Source organism: Gemmobacter caeruleus (genome assembly GCF_008271655.1).
Taxonomy (GTDB): domain Bacteria; phylum Pseudomonadota; class Alphaproteobacteria; order Rhodobacterales; family Rhodobacteraceae; genus Gemmobacter; species Gemmobacter caeruleus.
In genome coordinates this window covers 429,701-451,919 of sequence record NZ_VKKX01000011.1, presented here as the reverse complement: position 1 = coordinate 451,919, position 22,219 = coordinate 429,701, and the positions used below count along the sequence as shown (strand labels likewise).

Below are 22,219 nucleotides of genomic sequence, written 5' to 3'. Positions count from 1 at the left end.
TTGGCGGGGGGATGTGACCATGGCCCAGCGGTTCGGCGGCAAATACTCCCCGACGGGCGATGTGGGGCGCGATCACCCCGCCGCCCCCCCGGGCCAGAGCGTGCCCAATCTCTATGACAGCAAGCGCCCGGCCCCGGCCGGCGCGCGGTCGAACATCCTGTTCCTCGTGCCGTTGATCTTTGCCGCCAAGGCCTTCTTCTCCGATGCCGGGGGGCTGGTGCTGAACCTCGGCGCCGCGGCGCTGCTGCTGGGCGCCGCTCTCCTCACGCGCGAAGGGCTGCGGGCCGAGGCCGCCTATGCCCTGCGCAAGGTCGCCCGTCGCCCTGCCTTTCCGCGCAAGATCTTCGGCTCGGTCCTTGCCGGCCTCGGCATCGCCACCGGGGCCCTTGCCGCCACCGGATCGACGGCTTTCGCCGCGCTGTTCGGCCTGCTGGGCGGGGCGCTGCATCTGGGCGCCTTCGGCCCTGACCCGCTGCGCGACAAGGGCGCCGAAGGGATCGACGATTTCCAGGCCGACCGCGTCGCCCGCGCCGTGGACGAGGCCGAGGCCTATCTCGCCGCGATGAAGGACGCGATCCTGCGCGCCCGCGACCGCAGTCTGGAAACCCGGGTCGAACGCTTTGCCGCCGCCGCGCGCCAATTGTTCCGCCGGGTCGAGGATGACCCGCGCGACTTGTCGGCGGTGCGCAAATATCTGGGCGTCTACCTGATGGGTGCCCGCGACGCGACGGTGAAATTCGCCGATCTTTACGCGCAGAACCGCGACCCCAAGGCCCGCACCGATTACGAGGCGCTGCTGGCCGATCTGGAAACCAATTTCGCCGACCGATCCGCCCGGCTCCTGACCAATGACGCCTCCGCGCTCGATGTGGAGATCCAGGTGCTGCGCGAACGTCTGCAATACGAGACCCCGCCCCCGAACCGAGATTGAGAAGCCGCGCCCGCCCTGCTAAGCCGGGCCCGTAACCCGTAGCGCCGCAAGGCATGATGAGGGAGTTTGCCGATGTCCGAAACCGTCCGCGCCGCCGCCGAAGCCACCCTGGCCGAAGTCCAGGCCATTACCGCGGTCGTGCTGCCCGAACCGGGCGCCGAGATCGTGCCGCTGGACGCGGCCCCCGCCCCCCAGGCCGAGGAAATCCGCCGCCGCATGGGCGAGATCGACATGGGCAATACCCAGTCGATCATCTCTTTCGGATCGGCCGCGCAGAACGAATTGCAGGTCATCAGCCAATCCATGCTGGCCGATGTGAAGAACAAGGATGTCGGCCCCGCCGGCGACAGCCTGCGCAACATGGTCTCCACGCTCAAGGGCTTCACCGTCTCCGAACTGGATGTGCGGCGCGACCGCTCCTGGTGGGAACGTCTGCTGGGCCGCGCCGCGCCCTATTCCAAATTCGTGGCGAAATACGAGGAAGTGCAGGCCCAGATCGACCGCGTCACCGCGCAGCTTGACCAGCATGCCCATACGCTCCTGAAGGACATCAAGTCGCTCGATCAGCTTTATGCCAAGACGTTGGATTTCTACAACGAACTGGCGCTCTATATCGCTGCGGGCGAGGCGAAATTGCAGGAGTTGGACAAGTCCGACATCCCCGCGCTGGAGGCCGCCGTCACCGCCGCCCCCGAGGATGAAAAGGTCTTGCGCGCCCAGGAACTGCGCGACCTGCGCGCCGCGCGCGACGATCTGGAACGCCGGGTCCATGACCTCAAGCTGACCCGCCAGGTCACGATGCAATCGCTGCCCTCGATCCGGCTGGTGCAGGAAAACGACAAGTCGCTGGTCACCAAGATCAACTCGACGCTGGTCAATACCGTCCCGCTCTGGGAAACCCAGCTGGCCCAGGCCGTGACGATCCAGCGCTCGCGCGAGGCGGCGCAGTCGATCAAGGCCGCCAATGACCTGACCAATGAATTGCTGACCGCCAACGCGAAGAACCTGCAAGAAACCAACCGCGTCGTCCGCACCGAGATGGAACGCGGCGTCTTCGATATCGAGGCGGTGAAGCAGGCCAATGCGACGCTGATCGCCACGATCAATGAAAGCCTCGCCATCGCCGATGAAGGCAAGGCCAAGCGCGCCGCCGCCGAAGCCGATCTCGAAAAGATGGAAACCGAACTGCGCGACACGCTGGCCTCGGCCAAGGCGCGCAAGGATGGGCTGGGCACCGCGACCGGCTCGGCGGTCTGAGCGGGCCAGGGGGCAAAGGGTGGGATGATGGGCAAGAATTCACGTCTGGCCGCGTTCGGTCTGGCCGCCATGCTGGCGGCCTGTTCGGCCGCGCCCGATATCTCGCCCCGCCCGGCCCCGCGCCCCGCCCCGGCGGCGCCCGATCTGGCGCCCCCGCCTACCCCCTCGCCCGAAAGCGAGGCACTGACCGCCTATTACGCGCAGATCCAGGCCGATCTGTTGTCACAGGGCCTGCTGCGCACCGATGGCGGCGGCGCGGATACGCCTTTCACCGACACGATGCTGACCGAGAACTTCATCCGCGTCGCGCTGTTTGACGAATATACCCGCAGCCCCGCCGGCCTTGTCGCGCATGAAACCCAAAGCCGCCTGCGCCGCTGGATGGTGCCGGTGCGGGTGGATGTGACCTTCGGCCCCTCGGTCCCGCCAGAGAAACAGGCGACCGACCGCGCCCGCATCCGCTCCTATCTCGCGCGGCTCGCGGCCCTGACCGGGCACCCGATCTCCATGGTCGAAAGCGGCGGCAATTTCCACGTTCAGGTGGTGAACGAGGACGAGCGCCGCGCGCTTGGCCCGCTGATCGCGCGCACCCTGCCCGACCTCTCCCCGTCCGAGATCGGCGGCCTCACCAACCTGCCGCGCTCGACCTATTGCATCGTCTATGCCCTGTCACAAGGCTCGGCCTCCAGCTACAGCGCCGCCTTCGCGGTGATCCGCGCCGAACATCCCGACCTGCTGCGCCTGTCCTGCATCCATGAGGAAATCGCGCAGGGCCTGGGTCTGGCCAATGACAGCCCGCTCGCCCGTCCGTCGATCTTCAACGACGACGAGGAATTCGCCCTGCTCACCCGGCAGGATGAACTGATGCTGCGCATCCTCTACAATCCGCGCCTGCGCCCCGGCATGACCGCGATCGAGGCCCGCCCCATCGTGCGCGAGATCGCCGCGGGCCTGATGGGCGGCGGGCCAAGCTGACCCCCCTTCATCTGTTCATAAATATCCTGCGGGGAGGTTCGGAGGGGTGCAAAACCCCTCCGGCGGTCACCACCGGGCAGACCGATCCTAGCGGATCGCCCCCGATTGCTTCAGGTAGAACAGCCCCAGGCCAAGCGTCACGGCGGCCAGCACCGCGAAACCGATCTTCCACGCGCTCCAGGGTCGCTCGCCCTGCACCCGGCCGGTCTGGCCATTGACGATGAAGCGATAGCTCTTGCCGTTGTATTTATAGGCCGCCATCCAGATCGGCAGCAGCACATGCTTGAAGGTCTCGGCGGAATATTCGGTATCGACGCGATGCACCTTCTGCACATCGCCGCCGATATCGCGCCGCACATCGCCCTGGATCACCCCCGCCATCACCTCGCGCGCGCGGGCCCAGCCCTCTTCCAGCCCAATCGTATAGCCCTCGGCGGTAAAGCCCGACAGGTAGTCCTCGCGATAGGCCTGCAAGGCGCCCAGATCCCAGGGCGCCAGCGCATCGGTATAGCGCCGCGGCAGCGACCCCGAGGCCAGCACCAGCACATCGTCGAACACCCGGCTGACCCAGCCGCGCCGCCCGCTCCAGCGGGTTTTCTGCACCTGCCGCTGTTCCGACCGCCCGTTCACGTTCACCGTTTCGGTGACATAGTAATGGTCGCCCCGCTCGCCCACATAGGCTGACCGCGTCGCGGCATCGAAGGTCCAGTAAGGCACATAGAGCCCGTTCAGCGCCCGGCCCTTGCGGGCATATTCCACCAGCCCGTTGGGGGCGAACCACAGGCCGCCCAGCCAGGACACCATCGCCTGACGCGCGGTGCGTTCGTCCAGCGCGAAGGGCAACACCGCCTGCGGCTTGATCTGGCGATTGGTGCCGGTGCCGATCACCACCGGGGTGGCGCAGAACGGGCATTCGGTGGCGTGATCGGCGCCCTGAAACTCCACCAGCGCACCGCAGCCCGGGCAGCGGGTCGTGCGCACCTCCTCCATCGCGCCGGGGGGCAGGCTGTCGCGCAGCGCGCGGTGCAGGTCATGTTCGCCAAGCGCCAGCATGCGCCCCTCGGGGGCGGCGGGGATGTCCTGCTCATGCCCGCAATGGTCGCAGCGCAGATGGGTCTGGCCCGGCGCATATCGCAGGTCGGCGCCACAGGATTCGCAGGGGAAATGACGTTCGGCCAAAGGTTCGGTCACGGCGGGGTCGTCCTGAAAATCGTGGCGCGGGCCGGAAGGGTGGCCCGCGCAAGGGTCGTGCAACAGGCGGGGCAGCGCCGGGCGCCACCCCTCCCCCGGTTTGGCTCAGGCGCCCGGCGGCGGCGGGGGCGGCACCATCGCGAACAGGCGACCCAGCTCGGTTTCGGCGGCGGGCTTCCAACCCTCCATCCCGGCGGCCCAGACCATCGTGGCCCGCGTCAGGGCCCCCGATTGCACCAGCGCGGCCAGATCGCCTTCGCCGAACGGCCCCTTGGTGGCGCCGTTTTCCGCCAGATGCCACTGTTTCGCGGCCGGCGGCGGCGGGGGCGGCGGGGCGGCAGCGGCCGGGGTGGCCCCGGCGGGCGCCCCCCAGGGCCCCATGTTCTGCCCCATCGAAACCCCCATGCCGGCGGCCATTCCGGCCCCCATCATCGCGCCCATGCCGCTGCCGGGCTGGGCCATGCCTTCGGCCGCGTTGAACTGCATATAGCGGTTCAGATCGCCGACGATGCCCATGGAGGTGCGCTTGTCCAGCACCTTTTCCACCTCTTCGGGCAGGCTGACATTCTCGATATAGAATTCCGGCAGGACCAGCCCGTATTCGGCGATCTTGGGCGCAATGGCGGTCGCGATCAGCTTGGCCAGGTCGCCGGTATTGGCCGCCATATCCAGCACCGGAATGCCGGAGGACGCCAGAACGCGGCTCATTTCCTGCACGATCACATTGCGGATCTGGCTGGAGATTTCATCGGCGGTAAATTCGCCATCGGTGCCGACGATCTCTTTCAGGAACACCCCCGGATCGGAGACCCGCATCGAATAGGTGCCAAAGGCCCGCAGCCGCACCGGCCCGAATTCCGCGTCGCGGCACATGATCGGGTTCTTGGTGCCCCATTTCAGATCGTTGAACCGGGTCGTATTGACGAAATAGACCTCGGATTTGAAGGGTGAATTGAAGCCGTGATCCCAATGCTGAAGCGTGGTCAGGATCGGCATGTTGTTGGTTTCCAGCATGTAAAGGCCGGGGCCGAACACATCGGCCAACTGCCCCTCATGCACGAAAACCGCCGCCTGCCCCTCGCGCACGGTCAGCTTGGCGCCGTATTTGATCGCCTGGCCGCGCCGCTCGAACCGCCAGACCATCGTGTCGCGCGTATCGTCGAGCCATGAAATGACATCAATGAATTCGCCCTTGAGGAAATCGAATACCATGGCAATGGCCTTTCCGAACTGGCGGGTCTGCCCGCGATGACGCCGGGCCGCGGCCCGTTCCTGCCCCTCAACATATCGCAGCCCTCGCGTCTTTGAAGGGGGAAAGAACGAAACCCCGCGCAGGGGACTTGTCGGCGGGCGGTTTCCCGCACCAGACTGCACCGCAAAGAGGAGAACAGGATGACCGCATTCACCATCGAACGCGAGGCCGGGCCGTCCAAGGGGCGCTATGTGATCCGCAAGGATGGCGAGGAGGCGGAACTGACCTGGTCGGTCACCTCGCCCACGCTGATCATCGCCGATCATACCGGCGTGCCCGACAGCTTTCGCGGCACCGGCGCGGGGCTGGCCCTGGTCACCCGGCTGGTCGAGGACGCCCGCGCCGAGGGGTTCAAGATCATGCCGCTCTGCCCCTTTGTGAACGCGCAGCGCCGCAAGCATCCCGAATGGGCAGACGTCTTCGCGGTCTGACCGCTAGCCCCCGGCGGCGATGATGCGAAAGACGCAAGGATCGGAAAAGATCTCGGGCGGGGTCTGGCACAGGCCCTGCGCCACCTGCCAGGCGGCCAGAACCTTGGGCACATAATCGCGGGTTTCCGGGTAGGGCGGCACGCCGGCATTGGCCTCCACCGCGCCCTCGCCCGCGTTATAGGCGGCCAGCACCATCAGCGGATCGCGGTCGAACCGCTTCATCAGCCAGTCGAGATAGGCCACCCCGCCCTTGATGTTCTGCGCGGGCACCATGGCATCGGTCACGCCAAAACGCTCTGCCGTGGCCGGGATCAGCTGCATCAGCCCCTGCGCCCCGGCATGGCTGAGCGCCTCGGGGCGGCCCGCGCTTTCCACGCCGATCACGGCCAGCGCCAGCGCGGGCGACACTTCGGTGCCGATCGTGGCCTTGAGGATGTCGGTGCCGTATTTCTCGGCGATCTCCTGCATGTGCTGCATGCGCGGCGCCCGGACCTGGCTGCCGCCCGGCCCCTTGGACAGCGTCGCCAACGCCAGCGGAAAGCGGCCCTGGATCGCCTCGCGCGCGGTCGGCACGTTGTCCCAGAACCAGGTATAGGTGGCGGCGACCTTGGCCTGATCGGCGGGCACTTGCGGCGCCAGCGCCGGCGCGGCGGCATCGGCGACCGACTCCGCCTCTTTCTCGCGGTCCACCTTGGGCGAGGCGGCCAGACGGCGGGCCTGCTCCGCGGGGTCGATCTGCACGGTGATGCGCTTGCCGCCCAGACCGGGCGTATGCGCCTTCACGCGGCGAAAGGTGAAATCCTCGAATGCGGGCGGCGCGGGGGCGACGATCTTGGGCGCCGGGGTCGGTTCTGCCGCCGGCGCCGGATCGGCCTGAGTCGCCGTTTGCGGGGCATCCTGCGCGCGAACAGCCGAAAACGGTGCGCCAAGGCCCGCGACCCCGCCCGCAACCGTCAGAATCAGCCCGCTGATGCTGCCTGCTCGTGTTCCCCTGCCCATGGGGTGCCTGTCCGTTTTCCGGTTTTATGGGGAAATCCTCGCAGAAAGCGCGACTCCGATCCAGACAAAACGGCCCCTCCCCCCGTCAAACGTGGCAGTTTTGCCGCAATTCTGCCCAACTGCGCCGGTTTCGGGTGGCGGGCCGAAAGGGCGCGACAGGGTTAACAAAATTCTAATTGCTAAAAATCAATGTGTTACGAGATTTTCGCCAGTTTTTTGCGGTTTTTCCGATCGGCCCCAATGCCTCCCAACTCCCGCCACCTTTGGGGGGCTATATGAGCCCATGCCGCAACGAAGAGCGGATCGGAACAGAGGCCGGTCAGATGCAGCGGGCGGTAGTAACCGAGCAAACCGAACCAAGGGACTGAAACCATGAAACTGCTGAACTTCTTCAAAAAATTCTCCAAAGACGAGTCGGGCGCCGTGACCGTTGACTTCGTGGTTCTGACCGCGGGCATCGTGGGCCTTGGCATCCTGATCGTGCAGGCCGTGACCCCGGAAGTCCAGGCGACCGCCGACCAGATCGCTGCTGACATGCAGGAAGCCCGCACCGTCGGCCGCAACTGATCCGACACGCACGTTTCCTGTAGTGCGAACGTGACAGGCAGGCTGCGGCTCCAACGGGGTCGCAGCCTGTTGCCATGTCAGAGGTCGGGCAGAACGCAAGGCCGCACACCGACAAACGTTCAAGAGGCCAGTAATGATCAAAGCAGTAACCACCCGTTTCATCCGCGACGAAGAAGGCGCCGTGACGGTCGATTTCGTCATCTTGACCGCCGCGCTTGCCGTCATGGCATTGGGGGCAATTGCCGTGATCGTGGCCGAGGGCACGCAATATGGCGATCTGATCGCCGGCATCATTTCCAGCGTGCTGCGCTCCTGACCCGTTTTCCGGACGCGCCGCGTCCACGATAGGATGATAAACATGCAGACGATGCGGATTGGAATTCTGATGGCCGGCCTCGCCCTTGCGGGTGCGTCGGTCTACCTGGTCCAGCAATATGTGGGCCAGACCGAAGCGCAGATGCAGCGCGACCAGCAGACGCTGAAGCAGATCGGCAAGCTCACGCAGGTCTATGTCGTCAACAAGCCGCTGAACTATGGCGACACGCTGACCCCCGAAGACGTGCAGGTCATCTACTGGCCGGAAAAGGCCCTGCCCGAGGGGATCTTTACCGCCGACAGCCCGCCCTTCGACGATGCCGACAAGGAACCGCGCTATGTGCTGCGCCAGTTCGAGGCCTTTGAGCCGCTTCTGGCCGTGAAGGTGACCGCCCCGGGCGAAACCGCCGGCCTGACCAACATGCTCAAGCCCGGCCAGCGCGCCTTTACCATCAATTTCAACGACACCGCCGGTGCCTCGCGCATGTTGCAGCCGACGAACCGCGTCGATGTCTACTGGACCGGCGTGACACTGAACGGCCAGGAAAAGACCATGCTGATCGAAAGCGCGGTCGAGATCATCGCGGTGGACCGCCCCGAGGGCAAGGCCCGCGACGGCAGCGCCATGCAGGTGCCCAAGGCGATGACCGTCGCCGTCAGCCCCGAACAGGTGGCCCGCCTCGCCCAGGCGCAGACCTCGGGCAAGCTGAGCGTGTCGCTGGTCGGCCTGAACGAGACCGAACTGACCAACGCCGCGGTCGAGGTCGATACCAGCATCTTCGGCGAAAAGGCGGTCGAAGTGGTGGAGGCCCCGAAGGAAAAGGTCTGCACCGTGCGCAAGCGCGTGGGGACCGAAGTGATCGAGGATCAGATCCCCTGCACCAACTGATAGCCTGAAAAACCACGCGCGCCCCAACATCTTGTGGGCGCGCGTTTGGTTTTCAGGGCGGTCAAACTGGATTGTTGCGGTTTATCCACACGAACATCCCGCTTCAACCATTTGATTCTTGCAAAAAAATGCCACCTCCGGCATTTTAATGGGCAAAATGGGCGCAAAGACCCGGTAACGAGGCGTGATCCGAAAGGCAGGTCACATGCAGTTTAGGACTTATCTTGGCGCGGGCCTGTTGGGCCTGGCGCTGGCGACGACAGCGCTGGTTCCCGCGCAGGCGCAGAACCTGCGGGTGATGCAGGGCACGGCCTCGGCACCGCTGAACGTGCCCATGAACCGCGCGGTGGTGGTCGAAAGCGATGTTCCCTTTGCGGAACTGTCGATCGCCAATCCGGGCATCGCCGATATCTCCACCCTGTCCGACAAGTCGATCTATGTGCTGGGCAAGGCACCGGGCCGCACCACGCTCACCCTGCTGGGCGGGGACGGCAAGCTGATTTCCAACGTCGAGGTGCAGGTCGCCCCCGACGTGGCCGAATTCAAGGAACGCCTGCGCCAGATCCTGCCGGGCGAAAAGATCGAGGTCCGCACCGCCAATGACGGGATCGTGCTGTCGGGGGTGGTGTCCTCCACCGCCAAGCTCGACCGCGCGCTGGATCTGGCCGAACGCTACGCGCCGGAACGGGTTTCCAACCTGATGAGCGTGGGTGGCACCCAGCAGGTCATGCTGAAGATCCGCTTTGCCGAAATGCAGCGCTCGGTCTCCAAGAACCTGTCCTCGTCGCTGGCGATTACCGGCGGGTCCAAGGTGGGCGTGGGCGCCGAGACCGGCACCTGGCTGGAGGGCGACAACGCTCTTTCCAACACCGATATCAAGGCGCGCAGCACGGCCAATTCGGCCCTGGCGCTTGGTTTCACCGCCGGGTCGCTGCAATTCGGCGTTCTGCTGGAAGCCCTTGAATCCAAAGGTGTCGTGCGCACGCTGGCCGAACCCAACCTGACCGCCCTTTCGGGGCAGGAGGCTAAGTTCCTGGCGGGTGGGGAATATCCGATCCCGGTCGTGTCCTCGGACGGGATTGCCATCGAATACAAGCCCTTCGGCGTGGAGATGAACTTCACCCCCGTCGTGGTGGATAGCGACATCATCAACCTTCAGATCAACGCCGCGGTGTCGTCGATCGACAGCTCGATCACGCTGTCGAATGGCGGTTTCTCGGTCAACGCCTTCAAGCGGCGCGAAACCTCGACCACGGTCGAGATGCGCGACGGCGAGAGCTTTGCCATCGCAGGCCTGTTGCAGGATGACTTCCGCGACCTGAACGGCCAGGTGCCATGGCTGGGCGACATTCCGGTGCTGGGCACGCTGTTCCGCAGCGCGGAATATCAGCGCGCGCAATCCGAACTGGTCATCATCGTCACGCCGCATCTGGTCACGCCCACCCGGGGCGAGGCGCTGGCGCTGCCGACAGACCGCGTGCGCCTGCCGACCGAGAAAGAGCTGTTCCTGTTCGGCAAGGTCGCCGGGCGCAAGGGCGCGGCGGGTGAAGTGGCGCGGCAGGATTATTCCAGCCCCTACGGCTATGTGATGGAGTAAGGCGATGCGGGGGCACATGCGAACTCTTCTGACCCTGACTTCGGTGCTGGCGCTGGCCGCCTGTGGCGACATGAGCCGCGAACTGGGCGCCGAGGTGGATAGCGGCACCTTCGGCAATGCCACGATGAACAATTCGCTGGTGCAGATGGGCGCCATCGACGCGCAGAACATGCTGGCGCAACGCTTTGCGCAAGAGGTGCCCTCGACCATCACCTTCCCGTTCAACTCGTCCGAACTGACGGCCGAGGCGCGCGCGGTGCTGGATCAGCAGGCCGGCTGGATCCGCCAGTTCCCCGAACTGCGCTTCTCGGTCTATGGCCATGCCGATCTGGTGGGGGGCAATACCTATAACAAGGCGCTTGGCAAGCGGCGCGCGCAGGCGGTCGTGTCCTATTTCGCGGCGCGCGGGATTTCCACCTCGCGGCTGGAGGCGCTCGTGTCCTTCGGCGAGACGCAGCCGGTGGTCTATACCCAAAACCCCGAGGAACGGAACCGCCGCACCGTCACCCAGGTCTCGGGCTGGTCGAACCGCAAGTCCGGCCCGCTGGACGGCAAATATGCCGCCGTCGTCTATCGCGAATACATCAAGTCCGCGATCATGCCGGTCAACCCGCCGACAGAGGTGAACCAGCTGGTCATCAACGGCAACTGACGCTAGGGAAGAATCAACGGGAACGGCGGGCTTTGGCCCGCCGTTTTTTGTTCCGCATCGGCGATAATTCCCAGAAATACGAAAGTTTAGCCCCAATCTCGCCCATTTTGCCCGTCAGTTTGAGCCCAATTGAATCCAGCAGCGGGGCATTAGGCCCTGCACGTCCGGTCTGCCATGGGGGGTGTCCATGGCCTCCGGGCGGACAGAAAGGACTTGAGGCGCATGACGAGTGTGGCAAATCTTCAGCCGGAACCTGCACCGATCCTCGCGTGCACAATTTCGCGCGACGTCCAGAATTTCGAGCTTCTGATCGACGACATGGAGCAGGAACTGGGCGAGAACTGGGGCGATCTGTCCTTTGAGGACGCCCTGATCTTTCTGGAACAGCCCGACGCCGCCAGCCTGCAATTTGTGGCCGTGGCCGTGGATGCCGAGGATGAGGGCGATCTGACCCGCATCTCCGACATCATCCGCGCCGCCAAGGATCACAGCGTGCGCGTGATCCTGATCGCCGATCAGGTCAGCCCGGTGGCCCTGCATCAATTGCTGCGCCTGGGCGCCGATGATTTCGTGCCCTATCCGCTGCCCGATGGCGCGCTGCATGACGCGATCGACAAGCTGAAACAACCCGCCGCCGTCGCCCCGCCGCCCGAACCGCCGGTCGAGGAACATCACGCGCCCCGCTTCAAGGCCAAGGGCGACCGTGACGGCATCATCCTGCCGGTGCATGGCCTGGCGGGCGGGTCGGGGGCGACGACCTTTGCCACCAACCTGGCCTGGGAACTGGCCAATGCCGACAAGACCAACCCGCCGCGCGTCTGCGTGATCGACCTCGATCTGCAATTCGGCGCCGTCGCGACCTATCTCGACCTGCCCCGCCGCGAGGCGGTGTTCGAGGTGTTGCAGGATCTGGAAAACGCCGACAGCGACCTGTTCCTGCAATCCATGGTCAGCTTCAATGACCGGCTGAGCGTCTTTACCGCCCCCGCCGACATGCTGCCGCTGGATATCGTCGGCCCCGAGGAAGTGGGCAAGCTGCTGGACATGGCGCAGGCGAATTTCGATTTCGTCATCGTGGACATGCCCAAGACCATCGTCGCCTGGACCGAGGCAGTGCTGAACCGCGCCCAGGTCTATTTCGCCATGATGGAGCTGGACCTGCGGTCGGCGCAGAACGTGCTGCGGCTGGTGCGCGCGCTCAAGGCCGAGGGGCTGCCGCATGAAAAGCTGCGCTTCGTGCTGAACCGCGCGCCGAAATTCACCGACCTGACGGCGAAAAGCCGGGTGAAGCGGCTGGCGGAAAGCCTGGATATCGCGCTGGAACTGCAATTGCCGGATGGCGGCGCGCAGGTCACGCAATCCAACGATCACGGTCTGCCCCTGTCGGAGACGGCCGCCAAGAACCCGCTGCGCCGCGAGGTCGGCAAGCTTGCAAAATCGCTGTTCGATCTGAGCAAGGCCGCTGCGGCCGCCCGGACCTGAGCCCATTCAAGGGGGAATGACGATGTTTTCGCGTTTCAAGAAACCCGAGGCCGGTCCTGCCAGACCCGCCGCCACGCTGGTTCCGGTCGGCGCAGCCCAAGCCGCGCCCAAGGGCCCGGCACCCACCACGGTCAAGGCCCCCGCCCCGGCCCAGGCGCCCAAATCCGCCCCCAAGAGCCCGGCCGAGGCCGCGGCGGCGGACAAGGAGCGCAAGCGCAAGGAACGCCTTCAGGATCTGAAGGTGGAGTTGCACAAGCGCCTGCTGGAAAACCTCAATCTCGCCGCGCTGGAAAAGGCGTCGGAGACGCAGCTGAAATCCGAGATCGCCTCGATCAGCGCCGAGGCGCTGGACGAGATGTCGGTGGTGCTGTCCGGGCCGGACCGGGCGCAGCTGCATCAGGAACTGTACGACGAGGTGATGGGCCTTGGCCCGCTGGAGCCGCTGCTGAAGGATGAAACCATCAGCGATATCCTGGTGAACGGCCCGCAGCGCATCTTCGTGGAACGCAGCGGCAAGTTGCAGCTGTCGGATGTGACCTTCAAGGATGAACGTCACCTGCTGCGCATCATCGACAAGATCGTGTCGGCCGTGGGCCGGCGCGTGGACGAATCGAACCCCTATTGCGACGCGCGCCTGGCAGACGGGTCGCGCTTCAACTGCATGGTGCCGCCGGTGGCGGTGGATGGTTCGCTCGTCTCGATCCGGAAATTCAAGAAAGACAAGCTGGGCATTCAGGATCTGGTCCGCTTTGGCGCCTTTACCGAGGAAATGGCCCTCTATCTGGAGGCCGCCGTGTCAACCCGCCTGAATATCATCGTGTCCGGCGGGACGGGTTCGGGGAAAACCACCACGCTGAACGCGCTTTCGTCCTTCATCGACAACACCGAACGGGTGCTGACGATCGAGGACACGGCGGAACTTCAGCTGCAACAGATCCATGTCGGCCGGATGGAAAGCCGCCCGCCGAACGTGGAAGGAAAAGGCGCCGTGACCCAGCGGGATTGCTTGCGCAACGCCCTGCGGATGCGCCCTGACCGGATCATCGTCGGCGAAACCCGCGGCGAGGAGGTCATCGACATGTTGCAGGCGATGAACACCGGCCATGACGGGTCGATGACCACGATCCACGCCAACAACCCGCGCGACGGCATCAGCCGTCTGGAAAACATGGTCGCCATGGCCGGCATCGAGATGCCGCTGAAGGCCGTGCGCAGCCAGATCGCCAGCGCCGTCAACCTGATCGTGCAGGCCAGCCGCCTGCAAGACGGCTCGCGCCGGATGACCTCGATCACCGAAATCACCGGGATGGAGGGCGAGGTGATCTCCATGCAGGAGATCTTCCGTTACGAACGGCTGGGCCTGGCCCCCGATGGCAAGATCATCGGCCGCTTCAACGCGACCGGCGTGCGGTCGCATTATTCCGACCGGTTCAAGCAGTGGGGCTTCAACCTGCCGCCGTCGATCTACGAACCCATTCACTGAGGGACGCGCCATGGAATCCGTTCTGATCGTCTATGTCATCGTCTTTGTCGGGGTCGTGCTGCTGATCGAAGGCGTCTATCGCGTCTCATTCGGCAAATCCATCAGCCTGGACCAGCGCATGTCGCGCCGCCTGGCGCTGCTGGAAAAGCATGGCAGCAAGGAACAGGTGCTGGACCAGCTCCGCAAGGAGGCCGGCCAGCACCTCAAGGCGCAGTCGATCCCGCTGTATTCGCTGCTGGCGCGCAAGGCCCAGCAGGCCAATATCGCGTTTTCGCCGACCGCGCTGATCGGCGTCATGCTGGCGGTGACGGCGCTGGCCTTCGTGGGCCTGACCGTGGGCACCGGCGTTTCGCCCGCCGTGCGCGCGGTGATGGCGGCGGTCGCCGGCATCGGCGGCGTCTATTTCTGGGTCAACCGCAAGGCCAAGAAGCGCATGTCGCTGCTGGAGGAGCAACTGCCCGACGCGGTGGAACTGATCGTGCGCTCGCTCAGGGTGGGCCATCCGTTTTCGGCCGCGCTCGGCATCGTGGCCAAGGAAATTCCCGATCCGATCGGCACCGAATTCGGCCTGATCTCGGACGAGGCCGCCTATGGCCGCGACATCGCCGAAAGCCTGGAGGAATTCGCCGAACGGGTGGATAATCAGGACTTGCGCTTTCTCGCCGTGGCCGTGTCGATCCAGCAGCAATCGGGCGGCAACCTGGCCGAGATCCTGCAAGGTCTGTCCGACGTGATCCGGGCACGGTTCAAGCTGTTCCGCCGCGTGCGCGCCATCACCGCCGAGGCGAAATGGTCGGGCATGTTCCTGTCGGCCTTCCCGGGTCTCGCGCTTGGCATGATCCTGATGATCAAGCCCGACTATTTCGACCAGGTGAAGGAAAGCGCGCTGTTCACCCCGGTTGCCATGGGCGTGGGGGCGCTGCTGGTCGTCAACGTGATCTTCATGAAGATCATGGTCAATATCAAGGTCTGAGGAGGTTTCGACATGTCTGGGATCCTGTCTTCCGTGACCGGCACCTTCGGCCCGCTGGCGCCGGCCTTCCTCATCCTGATCGTGGCGGCGGGGCTTCTGGCCTTTGTGCTGCCCTCGATCCTGCAAAAGCGGGTCGATCCGCTGGACAAGCTCAAGGCGCTGCGCACCAGCAGCGGCGGGGGCACCGGCAACGCGCTGCGCGGCCGCAACAAGGCGGCGGCGCGGCTCGACAAATACGCGCAATACCTGGAGCCGCAGGACATGGCCACCATGTCCAAGGCGCGGCTGACCATGATGCGCGCGGGCTATCGCGACAAGAACGCGGTGCGGCTTTTCCATTTCGCGAAATTCGCGCTCGGCCTTGGGGCGCTGGTCGCGGGCGTGCTGTATACGCTGGTGCTTCAGGCCCAGCAGGGCGATCTTCCGATGAAGACCATCATCCTGCACACGCTGCTGCCCGGCGCGATCGGCTATTACCTGCCGCAATACTGGGTGCAGCGCCGCGTTCAGACCCGGCAGCAGCAGATCATCTCGGGCTTTGCCGACGCGCTCGACCTCATGCTGGTCTGCGTCGAAGCGGGCCAGTCGCTTGACCAGTCGATCAACCGTGTCGCCAAGGAAATGCGCGTGGGCTACATGGCCCTGGCCGAGGAATTCGAGATCGTCGCCCAGGAGGTGAAGGCCGGCAAGGAACGGGTGACCGTTCTGAAGGACATGTCGGAACGCATCGGCGTGCCCGATGTGTCATCCTTCATCACGACGCTGATCCAGTCGGCGACCTTCGGCACCTCGATCTCTGACGCGCTGCGGGTCTATGTGGCAGAGATGCGCGACAAGCGCGTGATGCGTGCCGAAGAAAAAGCCAATACCTTGCCGACGAAACTGTCTCTTGGCACAATGGTCTTCACCCTGCCGCCCTTGATGGTGATGCTGGTCGGACCGTCGGTCTACAGTATTGCCGTGGGGTTGAGCAGCGGGTTCAAGTGACCCCGGAGACGATTTGAGACCCTGCCCCGCGCTGCTTCTGAGCCTGATCCTGACCGCCGCCTGCACGCCGCTGGGCGGCGGTCTCAAACCTGCCGTAAACGCCCCGCCGCCCGCTGATGCGCGGGGCGAAGGGGTGGACGGGCTGTTGGTCGGCCACCGCCTGATGGCCGCGAACGAGCCCGAGCTGGCGCTCAAGGCCTATTACCGCGCGGCGGCCGAGGATGGGGTGAATGTCGATACCCTTTCGGCCATCGGGTCGGCCAATCTGGCGCTTGGCCGGCTGGGCCAGGCCGAACAGGTGCTGCGCCGCGCGCTGGAACAGGATCCGACCTTTGTGCCCGCGCTGAACAATCTGGGTTGCGTGCTGATGGAAAAGGGCGCCGTGCAAGAGGCGCGCAACGTGTTCCAGCAGGCCTATGCGCTGGACAGTGGCGCGTCGGACTCGATCCGCGAAAATCTGCGCCTGGCCATAGCCAGTTCCGAAAAACCTGACTATTCTGACCCGCAAGAACCGGCAAAAGAAGCCCCGAACCTGAAACTGGTGCGGCGCGGGCAAGGCGAATTCGTTCTGCTTTCCGCGCTGTAGCGTCAGGCGATCGGGGCCGCCCCGAGCGAGCAGTAAAAAGGACGCGAGATGCGCCATTCCCCTTTCGTCGCGCTGTGCCTGACGGGCGCCGTCGCGCTGTCGGCCTGCAACCGTGGCCCTTCGGATGCCGAGGTGCAGAAGGCGCTGAAGGATGTGAACGTCATCGACGAAAGCAACCTCAGCGATATCATGCTGACCGTGGGCGACCCGAACGAGGCCGTCGCCTATTTCACCCGCACGCTGCAACAGAACCCCGGACGCCCCGATCTTCAGCGCGGCCTGGCCAAATCGCTGATGCGGGCCGGCAAATCCGAAGACGCGGCAAAGGTCTGGGCCGGTCTGGTCAATTCGCATGAAGGCACCAATGACGACCGCGTCGGTTATGCCGAGGCGCTGATCCGGTCGAACAACTGGTCGGCCGCCGCGGCCGAACTGAACAAGATCCCCCCCACCCACGAAACCTATGACCGCTACCGGCTGGAGGCCATGGTCGCCGACAGCAACAAGCAGTGGAAAAAGGCCGACAGTTTCTATGAAATCGCCGCGGGGCTGACCACCAAACCCGCCAGCGTCTTGAACAACTGGGGTTTTTCCAAGCTCAATCGCGGCGAATATGCCGGGGCGGAAAAGCTGTTCATCGAGGCGCTGTCGAACGACCCGACGCTGTTCACCGCCAAGAACAACCTCGTTCTCGCCCGCGGCGCACAGCGCAAATACGATCTGCCGGTGGTCGAGATGACCCAGACCGAACGCGCCGAACTACTGTATACGCTGGGTCTGACGGCGGTGAAGCAGGGCGATGTCTCGGTCGGGCGCAACCTGCTGGAAGAGGCGGTGGAAACCCATCCGCAATATTTCGAGGCCGCGGCGCGCAGCCTGGAAGCGCTGAAAGGCTGATCCGATGATGTCCCTGACCTCGGCCCTGTGGCTGGCCCCCGCCTGCATTCCGCTCGCGCTCTGGATCGCGCTGACCGACATGCAGCGGATGAAGATCCCCAATCTCGCCTCCATCCTGATGGTGGCGGCCTATGCCACGCTGGGCTTCATGGCCTTTCCGCTGGAAAGCTGGCTCTGGGGCTGGGCGGTGCTGGCCATCGCGCTGGTGATCGGCATTCTGGGAAATATGGTCGGGCTGTTTGGCGCGGGCGACGCGAAATTCGCCGCCGCCATGGCGCCGGTCTTTGTCACGGGCGACCTGCGCTTCATCCTGATGCTGGTCTGCGGCTGCATGCTGGGCGCGCTGGTCACCCACCGGCTTGCCCGCAACATCCCACCGATCCGCCGCGCCACTCCCAATTGGGAAAGCTGGACGCGCAAGGATTTTCCCTTTGGTCTTGCGCTGTCGGGGACGCTGATTTTCTACGTTCTCGCCCCAATTCTGGCCAAATGATGCGGTTTGATCATCCCTGACACCGCGCCTGCCCCGCATCGGGCGCGCACATTCTTGCCAGGGACCGCCGCCGATGAACGTGCAGATCAGCCCCGCCGCGATCACGCCGACCGTGATCGCCCCGCCCGCCCCCCGCAACTTGCAGGAGACGGGCCTTTCCATGGTGATGATGCGGGATATCCTGCTCAAGACCATGTTCCGCATGAATGTGGACCTGGTCACGCAGATCTCGCGCGTGGTCTGCCTGCCGGTAACCGCCGTGCAGGAGCTGGTGGACATGGCGCGCGGCCAGCGCCTGTTGGAGGCGACCGGCACGCTGCACGCCACCAGCGGCAATGAAATGGGCTATCAGCTGACCGATGCCGGCAAGGCGCGCGCACTGGATGCGCTGGCGCAATCGGAATATTACGGCGCGATGCCGGTGCCGCTGGAGGATTACGCCGCCCAGGTGAAACGCCAGTCGGTGCGCAACATGAAACTGACGCGCGACCAGTTGCTGACCGGCATGGGGCATCTGATCCTGCCCGAGGATCTGATCGGCAATCTCGGCCCCGCGGTCGGCTCGGGCCGGTCGATCCTGATGTATGGCCCGCCGGGCAACGGGAAATCCTCGATCTCCAACGGCATTCGCGATTCGCTGGGCGACAAGATCTTCATCCCGCGGGCGGTGGAATATTCGGGCCAGGTCATCACCGTCTATGACCCGATCGTCCACAGCGCCGCCGAAGAGATCTCGGACGATCCCAACAGCCTGCGCAAGACCTCCAACCGTTTTGACCAGCGCTATGTCTATTGCCAGCGGCCTTCGGTGATCACCGGGGGTGAACTGACCCTCGACATGCTGGATCTGAACTACAATTCGGTCGCGCGCACCTATACTGCGCCGCTCCAGATGAAATCGAATGGCGGCATCTTCATCGTGGACGACCTTGGCCGTCAGGCCGATCCGCCGCAAAAGCTGGTGAACCGCTGGATCGTGCCGCTGGAAGAAAGCCGCGACATCCTGCAACTGCAATCGGGGGAAAAGTTCACCGTGCCTTTCGATACGCTGGTGATCTTTTCGACCAACTTCCACCCGAACGAGATTTTCGACGGCGCGGCGCTGCGGCGGATCTTCTTCAAGATCAAGATCGACGGGCCCAACCAGGAAAACTTCCTCAAGATCTTCGCCATGGTGGCCCGCAAGAAAAAGATGCCGATCGACCAGGCGGCGATCCTGCACTTGCTGAAGAACAAGTATCCGACGATCAACAACAATTATGCGAATTACCAACCGGTCTTCCTGATCGACCAGATGATCGCGGTCTGCGAATTCGAGGGCATCCCCTATCAGATGAGCCCCGAACTGATCGACCGGGCCTGGGCCAACATGTTCGTCAAGAACGAGGCCATCGCGCGCTGACCCCGCCGCCGGGTTTTCGTCGAAAACCCGGGGCCGATCCTTCGACGAAGGATCGGATCAGGCGGCAGTGTCGCGGATGCGCTGGACCATGGCACGAAGCCCGTTGGAGCGTTGCGACGAAAGATGTTCGTTCAGCCCCAGCCGCGCCAGTTCCGCCGGGGCATCGACGCGCGCCAGTTCGGGCAGCGTGAGCCCGGCATAAAGCGCGTGCAGCACCGCGATCAGCCCGCGCACGATCATCGCATCCGAAGTGCCCTGAAAATCGAAGCGTCCATTCTCGATCTGCGGGCGCAGCCAGACCTGGCTGGCGCAGCCCTCGACCTTGAAGGCCGGCACCTGAAAGGCAGGGTCGAGATCGGGAAAGGCTTTGCCCAGCTCGATCACATGGCGATAGCGGTCTTCCCAGTCCTCGAGGAATTCAAAGGTCTCGACGATCTCTTCAAAGGCGGGGGTGGCCATGGCGCGCTCCTTCTTTGCCCTATCGCTATGACGCGGCGGGCAAAACGTCCAGAGGGGCGCTTTTCAAATGCCGCATCTTGCGCTAGCCAAGAGGGGCGCCGCTGAACGGCCGCGAAGGGGATTGGCATGAGAAAATCGCTGCTGGCCGTCATGGCCCTGGTGCTGTTCACGTCGGCTTGCGGCGGCTTCCGTCAGTCGCGGTTCAATCCGCTGAACTGGTTTGGCGGGGCGGAGCCGGCGGCCGCGGCGGCGCCCAGCGTGGTCGATCGCGAAGACCCGCGCGCCCTGGCCGGGCAGATCACCGCGCTGAAGGTCGAGCCGATGCCCGGCGGCGCCATCGTGCGTGCAACGGCGGTGATGCCGACCCAAGGGTGGTGGGAGGCCGAGCTGGTGCCGGTGGAAAAGGAACCGGTGGACGGCAAGATGGTCTATGAATTCCGCACCTTCCCGCCGGTGACGCAGGCCGATATCTCCACCCCGCAATCGCGCAGCATCACGGCGGCGGTGTTCCTGTCGGATATCCGGCTGTCGCAGATCGCGTCGGTGACGGTGCAGGGGGCGACGAACGGGTTGACGGCACGGCGCTAGGCGGTCGGGCGCGCGCCCGGTGTCTGGCGCCGGAGGGGTTTTGCACCCCTCCGGACCTCCCCGCAGGATATTTTTGAACAGATGAAGAAGGGCCCGGGGTCAGCCGAGCGCCACAAGCGCTGCTGCGAGCAGTTGATCGGCTGGCAGGGTGCCGTCGAGTTGGTGGCCCTCGGACGCCTCCGGCGGTTCAAGGCTCGCCAATTGGCTAAGCAGCAGGCTGGGCGGCATGAAATGGCCGCGCCGATCCGCCAGGCGCCGGGCCAGGATGGGTTCGGGCAGGGCGACATGCAGCACGGTCAGGTCGGGCAGGGTCTGGCGCAGGCGGTCGCGGTAGCGGCGGCGCAGGGCGGAACAGGCCAGCACCCCGGCCGGCTCAGCGGCGAGTGCTCTGGCGCAGCGGGTGAGCCAGGGCGCGCGGTCCTGATCGTCAAGCGGATGGCCCGCGCGCATTTTCGCAATGTTTTCTGCCGGATGCAGGTCGTCACCCTCGATGAAGGCAGAGCCGAGCCGCGCTGCCAAGGCCGAGGCCAGGGTGCTTTTGCCGCTGCCGGACACGCCCATGACCAGGATGTGCCGGCGGTGCGGCAGGGTCACGGCAGGGCGACCACCTGCACCAGATTGCCCTTGGCGGTCAGCGCGATTTCACCACGGCACAGACGCAGCGCATCGTCGCCGAAGGCCTCTTGCCGCCAGCCGCGCAGTGCCGGCAGATCGCGTTCCCCGGCGGCAATCGCATCAAGTTCCGCCGTCGCCGCGATCAGCTTGGCCGCAACACCCAGGCTTTCCGATTTGGCCTTGAGCAGCACGCGCAAGAGATCGGCCAGCGCCGGATTGACCTGCAACTGTTCGCGCGACAGATCGGGTTTGGGCATGTCTTCGGGCTTCATCTCCAGCCCGGCCTTGACCGCAGCGATGATCCCGTCGGCGATGTCGCCCCGCCGCCCTTCGCGCAGCAAGAGGCGCGAGCGGCCCAGTTCCTCGTGGTTGGTGGGGCGGGTCGAGGCCACCTCCAGCAACGCATCATCCTTCATCACGCGCGACCGTGGCACATTGTTCTTCTGGGCATATTCCTCGCGGAACTGCGCCAGCGCCTTGACCATGGCCAGAAAGCGCCCCGAGGTGGTGCGGGTCTTGACGCGCTGCCAGGCCTCTTCGGGCCGGATCGTATAGGTTTCGGGATCGGTGAGCAGCGTCAGCTCCTCGGCGACCCAGGCCTCGCGCCCCGATTTGCGGATCTGTTTCGACAGGCTTTCGTAGACCACGCGCAGATGCGTCACATCGGCCAGCGCATATTCCTTTTGCGCGTCGCTCAGCGGGCGGCGCGACCAGTCGGTGAAACGTGATGTCTTGTCGAGGCTTTCGCGCGCGATCTTCTTGACCAGCGTTTCGTAGCCCACCTGTTCGCCATAGCCGCAGACCATGGCGGCGACCTGGGTATCAAACAGCGGGGTCGGGAAGACGCCGCCCTCCACGAAGAAAATCTCCAGATCCTGCCGGGCCGCGTGAAAGACCTTGACCGTGCCGGTATGGCGGAACAGATCGTAAAGCGGCGCGAGCGACATTTCCGCGCCCTCGATCGGATCGACCAGCACCGCCTCGCCCTCCTTGCCCGGCAGCGCCATCTGGATCAGGCAGAGCTTGGACCAATAGGTCCGCTCGCGCAGGAACTCGGTGTCGATGGTGACATAGGGCTGGGTCTTGGCGACCTCGCAATAGGCGGCAAGGTCTTCGGTCGTGGTGATGGTCCGCATCCGGCGTCTTTCTCTGGCTCACGGGGGCATCCCGCCCTTTCGCTATAGGGTCCAGCCTGCGG

At 64.8% G+C, this 22,219-nt stretch carries 24 protein-coding genes; 18 read left to right on the top strand and 6 right to left on the bottom strand.

Going from position 1 to position 22,219, the window contains the following annotated elements; translation table 11 throughout:
• Positions 1 to 19: 19 nt before the first annotated feature.
• The 3 genes from FOA17_RS04725 (at position 20) to FOA17_RS04715 (ending at position 3,163) form a co-directional block, all read left to right on the top strand.
• Entirely contained in the window at positions 20 to 931 is a 912-nt protein-coding gene (locus tag FOA17_RS04725) for a 5-bromo-4-chloroindolyl phosphate hydrolysis family protein (RefSeq protein ID WP_149140309.1), read from the top strand.
• Between the two features lie 72 nt (positions 932 to 1,003).
• The gene (locus FOA17_RS04720) at positions 1,004 to 2,188 is read left to right on the top strand and encodes a toxic anion resistance protein (RefSeq protein ID WP_149140308.1); all 1,185 of its coding nucleotides are present in this window, start codon (positions 1,004 to 1,006) and stop codon (positions 2,186 to 2,188) included.
• 27 nt (positions 2,189 to 2,215) lie between these two features.
• A complete protein-coding gene (locus FOA17_RS04715) occupies positions 2,216 to 3,163 on the top strand; it encodes a DUF2927 domain-containing protein (RefSeq protein ID WP_149140307.1) in 948 nt (315 codons plus the stop codon).
• Between the two features lie 87 nt (positions 3,164 to 3,250).
• On the opposite strand, the gene FOA17_RS04710 is transcribed toward FOA17_RS04715, so the two are convergent.
• A complete protein-coding gene (locus FOA17_RS04710; protein WP_238991718.1) occupies positions 3,251 to 4,354 on the bottom strand; it encodes a TFIIB-type zinc ribbon-containing protein in 1,104 nt (367 codons plus the stop codon).
• 105 nt (positions 4,355 to 4,459) lie between these two features.
• A complete protein-coding gene (locus FOA17_RS04705; protein WP_149140306.1) occupies positions 4,460 to 5,566 on the bottom strand; it encodes an SPFH domain-containing protein in 1,107 nt (368 codons plus the stop codon).
• Positions 5,567 to 5,746: 180 nt separating this feature from the next.
• On the opposite strand from FOA17_RS04705, the gene FOA17_RS04700 reads away from it, so the two are divergent.
• Positions 5,747 to 6,037, top strand: coding sequence for a GNAT family N-acetyltransferase (locus tag FOA17_RS04700; protein WP_149140305.1), 291 nt, complete (start codon positions 5,747 to 5,749; stop codon positions 6,035 to 6,037).
• Between the two features lie 3 nt (positions 6,038 to 6,040).
• Here the strand turns inward: FOA17_RS04700 and FOA17_RS04695 are convergent, their stop codons facing one another.
• The gene (locus tag FOA17_RS04695) at positions 6,041 to 7,036 is read right to left on the bottom strand and encodes a lytic transglycosylase domain-containing protein (RefSeq protein WP_149140304.1); all 996 of its coding nucleotides are present in this window, start codon (positions 7,034 to 7,036) and stop codon (positions 6,041 to 6,043) included.
• 372 nt (positions 7,037 to 7,408) lie between these two features.
• On the opposite strand from FOA17_RS04695, the gene FOA17_RS04690 reads away from it, so the two are divergent.
• From FOA17_RS04690 to FOA17_RS04630, 13 genes are all read left to right on the top strand, one after another.
• A complete protein-coding gene (locus FOA17_RS04690) occupies positions 7,409 to 7,603 on the top strand; it encodes a Flp family type IVb pilin (protein ID WP_149140303.1) in 195 nt (64 codons plus the stop codon).
• Positions 7,604 to 7,736: 133 nt separating this feature from the next.
• Positions 7,737 to 7,919 carry a hypothetical protein gene (locus FOA17_RS04685; protein ID WP_149140302.1) on the top strand — a complete coding sequence of 61 codons (183 nt, stop codon included), beginning with the start codon at positions 7,737 to 7,739 and terminating at the stop codon, positions 7,917 to 7,919.
• 51 nt (positions 7,920 to 7,970) lie between these two features.
• Complete coding sequence (cpaB, locus tag FOA17_RS04680) at positions 7,971 to 8,807, top strand: Flp pilus assembly protein CpaB (protein WP_238991717.1); 837 nt, start codon at positions 7,971 to 7,973, stop codon at positions 8,805 to 8,807.
• 205 nt (positions 8,808 to 9,012) lie between these two features.
• Positions 9,013 to 10,404, top strand: coding sequence for a type II and III secretion system protein family protein (locus FOA17_RS04675; protein ID WP_149140300.1), 1,392 nt, complete (start codon positions 9,013 to 9,015; stop codon positions 10,402 to 10,404).
• 4 nt (positions 10,405 to 10,408) lie between these two features.
• Positions 10,409 to 11,056 carry an OmpA family protein gene (locus tag FOA17_RS04670; RefSeq protein WP_149140299.1) on the top strand — a complete coding sequence of 216 codons (648 nt, stop codon included), beginning with the start codon at positions 10,409 to 10,411 and terminating at the stop codon, positions 11,054 to 11,056.
• A 222-nt stretch (positions 11,057 to 11,278) separates the two neighbouring features.
• Positions 11,279 to 12,538 carry a CpaE/TadZ family protein gene (locus tag FOA17_RS04665; protein ID WP_149140298.1) on the top strand — a complete coding sequence of 420 codons (1,260 nt, stop codon included), beginning with the start codon at positions 11,279 to 11,281 and terminating at the stop codon, positions 12,536 to 12,538.
• Positions 12,539 to 12,560: 22 nt separating this feature from the next.
• Complete coding sequence (locus tag FOA17_RS04660) at positions 12,561 to 14,021, top strand: TadA family conjugal transfer-associated ATPase (RefSeq protein WP_149140297.1); 1,461 nt, start codon at positions 12,561 to 12,563, stop codon at positions 14,019 to 14,021.
• A gap of 10 nt (positions 14,022 to 14,031) precedes the next feature.
• Entirely contained in the window at positions 14,032 to 14,994 is a 963-nt protein-coding gene (locus FOA17_RS04655; RefSeq protein WP_149140296.1) for a type II secretion system F family protein, read from the top strand.
• 12 nt (positions 14,995 to 15,006) lie between these two features.
• A complete protein-coding gene (locus FOA17_RS04650) occupies positions 15,007 to 15,981 on the top strand; it encodes a type II secretion system F family protein (RefSeq protein ID WP_149140295.1) in 975 nt (324 codons plus the stop codon).
• Positions 15,982 to 16,030: 49 nt separating this feature from the next.
• Positions 16,031 to 16,567 carry a tetratricopeptide repeat protein gene (locus FOA17_RS04645; protein WP_420841684.1) on the top strand — a complete coding sequence of 179 codons (537 nt, stop codon included), beginning with the start codon at positions 16,031 to 16,033 and terminating at the stop codon, positions 16,565 to 16,567.
• A gap of 48 nt (positions 16,568 to 16,615) precedes the next feature.
• Positions 16,616 to 17,464: a tetratricopeptide repeat protein gene (locus FOA17_RS04640; RefSeq protein WP_149140294.1), complete on the top strand. Its 849-nt coding sequence runs from the start codon at positions 16,616 to 16,618 to the stop codon at positions 17,462 to 17,464.
• A 4-nt stretch (positions 17,465 to 17,468) separates the two neighbouring features.
• Complete coding sequence (locus tag FOA17_RS04635) at positions 17,469 to 17,957, top strand: prepilin peptidase (protein WP_238991715.1); 489 nt, start codon at positions 17,469 to 17,471, stop codon at positions 17,955 to 17,957.
• 73 nt (positions 17,958 to 18,030) lie between these two features.
• Complete coding sequence (locus tag FOA17_RS04630) at positions 18,031 to 19,359, top strand: P-loop NTPase family protein (RefSeq protein ID WP_149140293.1); 1,329 nt, start codon at positions 18,031 to 18,033, stop codon at positions 19,357 to 19,359.
• A 57-nt stretch (positions 19,360 to 19,416) separates the two neighbouring features.
• Here the strand turns inward: FOA17_RS04630 and FOA17_RS04625 are convergent, their stop codons facing one another.
• The gene (locus tag FOA17_RS04625; protein ID WP_149140292.1) at positions 19,417 to 19,818 is read right to left on the bottom strand and encodes a SufE family protein; all 402 of its coding nucleotides are present in this window, start codon (positions 19,816 to 19,818) and stop codon (positions 19,417 to 19,419) included.
• 126 nt (positions 19,819 to 19,944) lie between these two features.
• Between FOA17_RS04625 and FOA17_RS04620 the strand changes: the two genes are divergently transcribed.
• Positions 19,945 to 20,406, top strand: coding sequence for a hypothetical protein (locus FOA17_RS04620; protein ID WP_149140291.1), 462 nt, complete (start codon positions 19,945 to 19,947; stop codon positions 20,404 to 20,406).
• 99 nt (positions 20,407 to 20,505) lie between these two features.
• Here FOA17_RS04620 and FOA17_RS04615 read toward each other — a convergent pair whose 3' ends face one another.
• On the bottom strand, positions 20,506 to 21,000 hold the full coding sequence (locus tag FOA17_RS04615) for a gluconokinase (protein WP_238991714.1): 495 nt from the start codon (positions 20,998 to 21,000) through the stop codon (positions 20,506 to 20,508).
• Positions 20,997 to 22,157 carry a ribonuclease D gene (rnd, locus tag FOA17_RS04610; protein WP_149140290.1) on the bottom strand — a complete coding sequence of 387 codons (1,161 nt, stop codon included), beginning with the start codon at positions 22,155 to 22,157 and terminating at the stop codon, positions 20,997 to 20,999. The genes FOA17_RS04615 and rnd overlap by 4 nt, the downstream gene beginning before the upstream one ends.
• Between the last annotated feature and the right edge of the window lie 62 nt (positions 22,158 to 22,219).

Bases quoted from the DNA above. Each gene is read 5' to 3' on its own strand.
- FOA17_RS04725 (WP_149140309.1), top strand. From the start codon at position 20: ATGGCCCAGCGGTTCGGCGGCAAATACTCCCCGACGGGCGATGTGGGG.
- FOA17_RS04720 (WP_149140308.1), top strand. From the start codon at position 1,004: ATGTCCGAAACCGTCCGCGCCGCCGCCGAAGCCACCCTGGCCGAAGTC.
- FOA17_RS04715 (WP_149140307.1), top strand. From the start codon at position 2,216: ATGGGCAAGAATTCACGTCTGGCCGCGTTCGGTCTGGCCGCCATGCTG.
- FOA17_RS04705 (WP_149140306.1), bottom strand. From the start codon at position 5,566: ATGGTATTCGATTTCCTCAAGGGCGAATTCATTGATGTCATTTCATGG.
- FOA17_RS04700 (WP_149140305.1), top strand. From the start codon at position 5,747: ATGACCGCATTCACCATCGAACGCGAGGCCGGGCCGTCCAAGGGGCGC.
- FOA17_RS04695 (WP_149140304.1), bottom strand. From the start codon at position 7,036: ATGGGCAGGGGAACACGAGCAGGCAGCATCAGCGGGCTGATTCTGACG.
- FOA17_RS04690 (WP_149140303.1), top strand. From the start codon at position 7,409: ATGAAACTGCTGAACTTCTTCAAAAAATTCTCCAAAGACGAGTCGGGC.
- FOA17_RS04685 (WP_149140302.1), top strand. From the start codon at position 7,737: ATGATCAAAGCAGTAACCACCCGTTTCATCCGCGACGAAGAAGGCGCC.
- cpaB (WP_238991717.1), top strand. From the start codon at position 7,971: ATGCGGATTGGAATTCTGATGGCCGGCCTCGCCCTTGCGGGTGCGTCG.
- FOA17_RS04675 (WP_149140300.1), top strand. From the start codon at position 9,013: ATGCAGTTTAGGACTTATCTTGGCGCGGGCCTGTTGGGCCTGGCGCTG.
- FOA17_RS04670 (WP_149140299.1), top strand. From the start codon at position 10,409: ATGCGGGGGCACATGCGAACTCTTCTGACCCTGACTTCGGTGCTGGCG.
- FOA17_RS04665 (WP_149140298.1), top strand. From the start codon at position 11,279: ATGACGAGTGTGGCAAATCTTCAGCCGGAACCTGCACCGATCCTCGCG.
- FOA17_RS04660 (WP_149140297.1), top strand. From the start codon at position 12,561: ATGTTTTCGCGTTTCAAGAAACCCGAGGCCGGTCCTGCCAGACCCGCC.
- FOA17_RS04655 (WP_149140296.1), top strand. From the start codon at position 14,032: ATGGAATCCGTTCTGATCGTCTATGTCATCGTCTTTGTCGGGGTCGTG.
- FOA17_RS04650 (WP_149140295.1), top strand. From the start codon at position 15,007: ATGTCTGGGATCCTGTCTTCCGTGACCGGCACCTTCGGCCCGCTGGCG.
- FOA17_RS04640 (WP_149140294.1), top strand. From the start codon at position 16,616: ATGCGCCATTCCCCTTTCGTCGCGCTGTGCCTGACGGGCGCCGTCGCG.
- FOA17_RS04635 (WP_238991715.1), top strand. From the start codon at position 17,469: ATGATGTCCCTGACCTCGGCCCTGTGGCTGGCCCCCGCCTGCATTCCG.
- FOA17_RS04630 (WP_149140293.1), top strand. From the start codon at position 18,031: ATGAACGTGCAGATCAGCCCCGCCGCGATCACGCCGACCGTGATCGCC.
- FOA17_RS04625 (WP_149140292.1), bottom strand. From the start codon at position 19,818: ATGGCCACCCCCGCCTTTGAAGAGATCGTCGAGACCTTTGAATTCCTC.
- FOA17_RS04620 (WP_149140291.1), top strand. From the start codon at position 19,945: ATGAGAAAATCGCTGCTGGCCGTCATGGCCCTGGTGCTGTTCACGTCG.
- rnd (WP_149140290.1), bottom strand. From the start codon at position 22,157: ATGCGGACCATCACCACGACCGAAGACCTTGCCGCCTATTGCGAGGTC.